Consider the following 2,538-nt stretch of genomic DNA (forward strand, 5'->3'; position numbering starts at 1 on the left):
GTGCCGCCGGCCCTCGCGGCGGAGCGGGCCGCGCTGGCCGAGGTGTGCCGGGAGCCCGCGTTCCGGCGCGCCGTGGCGCTGGGCAGCGCCGACCTGCTGCGCGCGGTGGTCAACGCCTCGGACCCGGGCGCCGGGCGGGGCGGCCGGGCCCGCAAGGAGGAGGCCGCGGTCCTGCGCCACGCGCTGCGGGCGACCGGCAAGACCAGCCCGCTGTCCTGGTTCACCGCGGTCGGCTGGGCCTCGGACGACCCGCGCCCGGACGGGTCGCGGACGGCCCCGCACGCGGTGGTCCGGGTGAACCGGGCCCTGGTCGGCGCGCTGGTGCAGGCCCTGCTCGACGACCCCCGGCGCGCCCGGAGCCTGCCGCACCGGATGACCAGCGCCGCCCGCGTCGAGGCCGGCCGGGCCCACTACCAGCGCACCCGGACGGTCTTCGTCGGGGGCCGCTACCTGGCCTCGCGCGAGGACGAGGTCGAGCTCGGCGCCCGGCCGGAGCTGGCGCTGCTCGCCGCCCTCGCCGAAACCCCCGACCCGCCGGACCGGCTCGCCGCCCGGCTCGCCGAGGCCCTCGGGCGCCCCGGCGAGGACCCGGCGGCACGGCGCTTCGTCGGGCAGCTCCTCGACGCCGGGCTGCTGGTGCCCACCGAACCGGTCGACCCGCAGAGCCCCGATCCGCTGGAGCGGCTCGCCGACTGGCTCCGGACCTGGCCCGAGGACGCCGAACTGGCCCGGCACGTACGGCAGCTCGCCGACGGCACGGCGGCGTACGCCTCCGCCCCCGCCGAGCGCCGGCCGGGCCTGCTCGCCGGGTTGGCGGCCGACTGGCGCCAGGTGCTCGCCGAGGCCGGCCGGCCCCTGTCCGATGCCGCCGCACCGCTCAACGTGCTCAGCGAGGACGTCCACGCGCCCGCGCCGCCGCAGCCCCGGCTGGACGCCGCCGACCGGGCCGCGCTCGGTGAACTCACCGCGCTGGCCGAGCTGTTCGACCACGGCCACCTCACCCGGCTGGCCGCCCGGGACCGCTTCGTCGCCCGGTACGGCCCCGGCGGCGTCTGCACCACCCCGTGGGAGTTCGGCGCCCACCTCGGCGACGCCTGGGCCGAGGTCCCGGTCCCCGAGGAACTCGCCGCGCTGCGAAGCGAGTTCACCGACCTGCCGGAGCTGGACGGGGAGGTCGTGCTGCCCGCCGACCGGGTGCGCGCACTGGCCGGCCGGCTGCCCGGCTGGACGGCGGCCCGGCCGCTCAGCTACTCCTGGTTCGTCCAACGGGATCCGTCCGACGGCCTGTTGTGCGTCAACCACGTCTACTGCGGCTGGGGCCGCTTCACCAGCCGGTTCCTCGACGCCACCGCGCCGCAGGCCGCCGCCGAGGTCGCCCGGCAGATCCGCGCGGGGCTCGGCGACGGCGCCCGGGCCGCCCAACTCCGCCCGGTGGGCGGTTTCAACGCCAACCTGCACCCGCTGCTGCTCGACGAGGAGGTCGGCCCCGACCGCCGGTGGTCCGCCCTCGCCGAGGCCGACCTCGACCTGGTGCACGACCTCGGCAGCGACCAGCTCCGGTTCCGGCTGCGCTCCACCGGCGAGTACCTGGACGTCCTCTACCTGGGCTTCCTCTCCCCGATCGTGCTGCCGCAGCGGCTGGCGCCGCTGCTCGCCGACCACCCGAACGGCGTCGTGCTCCTCCAGCCCCTGCTGCCCCGCACGGCCCTGCCCGCGCCCGGCGGCACCGTCACCCGCACACCCCGGCTGCGCCACCGGCACGTCGTGCTCGCCCGCCGCCGCTGGCACCTCCCGGCCGGGGTCCTCGGTGCCCTGCGGGCCGACCTCGCCGCCGACCCCGGGCCCGACGGCGTCCCGGTCGCCGCCGTCGCCCGCTGGCGCGCCCGGCTCGGCCTGCCCGAGCAGCTCTTCCTCCACCCCGTGCCGCGGGCCGCCAAGGACGCTCCGGCCGTCGACGCCTTCCTCGCCCAACTCCGCGCCCCCAAGCCCCAGCCCGTCGACCTCGGCAACCCGCTCCACCTCCGGCACCTGGACCGGTGGCTCGCCCGCCACCCGCACGGCGCCCTGCTGGAGGAGGCGCTGCCCGCCGTCGGCGGGCAGGCGGCGCCGGCGCGGACGGTCGAGCTCGTCGCGGAGACCTACCGCCCGGCCCGGCCCGCAGCCCTACCCGTGCCCCTGCCCGCCCCGCACCCGCACCGCCGCCGCGACGCCGAGGAGTCCCCCGATGAGTGAGCCGACGAACGATCCGGCGGGCCGAGCCGAGCCCGGGCCGGCCCTCGACGTGATCCTCTACTACCACCAGCCCGTCAAGGCCCGCGCCCTGCGCGAGGCCGTCCTGCCGCTGGCGCGGCGGGCGGCGCAGCAGGGGCTGCGCGCCCACGTCGAGCGGCACTGGCGGTTCGGCCCGCACCTGCGGCTGCGGCTGGACGGGCCGGCCGAGCGGGTGGCCGCCGTGGCCCGGGAGGCCGCCGAGGCGCTGCGGGCCTGGGCGGCCGCGCACCCGTCCGTCGCCGACCGCACGCCGGAGCAGCTGCTCGC

Annotated in this window: 2 protein-coding genes; both read left to right on the plus strand. The window is 79.3% G+C overall.

All coding sequences use genetic code 11. The features are described 5' to 3' along the window. Positions 1 to 2,232: lantibiotic dehydratase (locus ABZW03_RS39770; RefSeq protein ID WP_355269606.1), on the plus strand; the 2,232-nt coding region annotated here is incomplete at its 5' end. Continuing rightward, positions 2,225 to 2,538 (plus strand): lantibiotic dehydratase C-terminal domain-containing protein (locus ABZW03_RS39775; RefSeq protein ID WP_355269608.1); only part of this gene is annotated, 314 nt, incomplete at its 3' end. The genes ABZW03_RS39770 and ABZW03_RS39775, both read left to right, overlap by 8 nt.

The organism is Kitasatospora sp. NPDC004799 (genome assembly GCF_040609095.1).
GTDB lineage: Bacteria > Actinomycetota > Actinomycetes > Streptomycetales > Streptomycetaceae > Kitasatospora.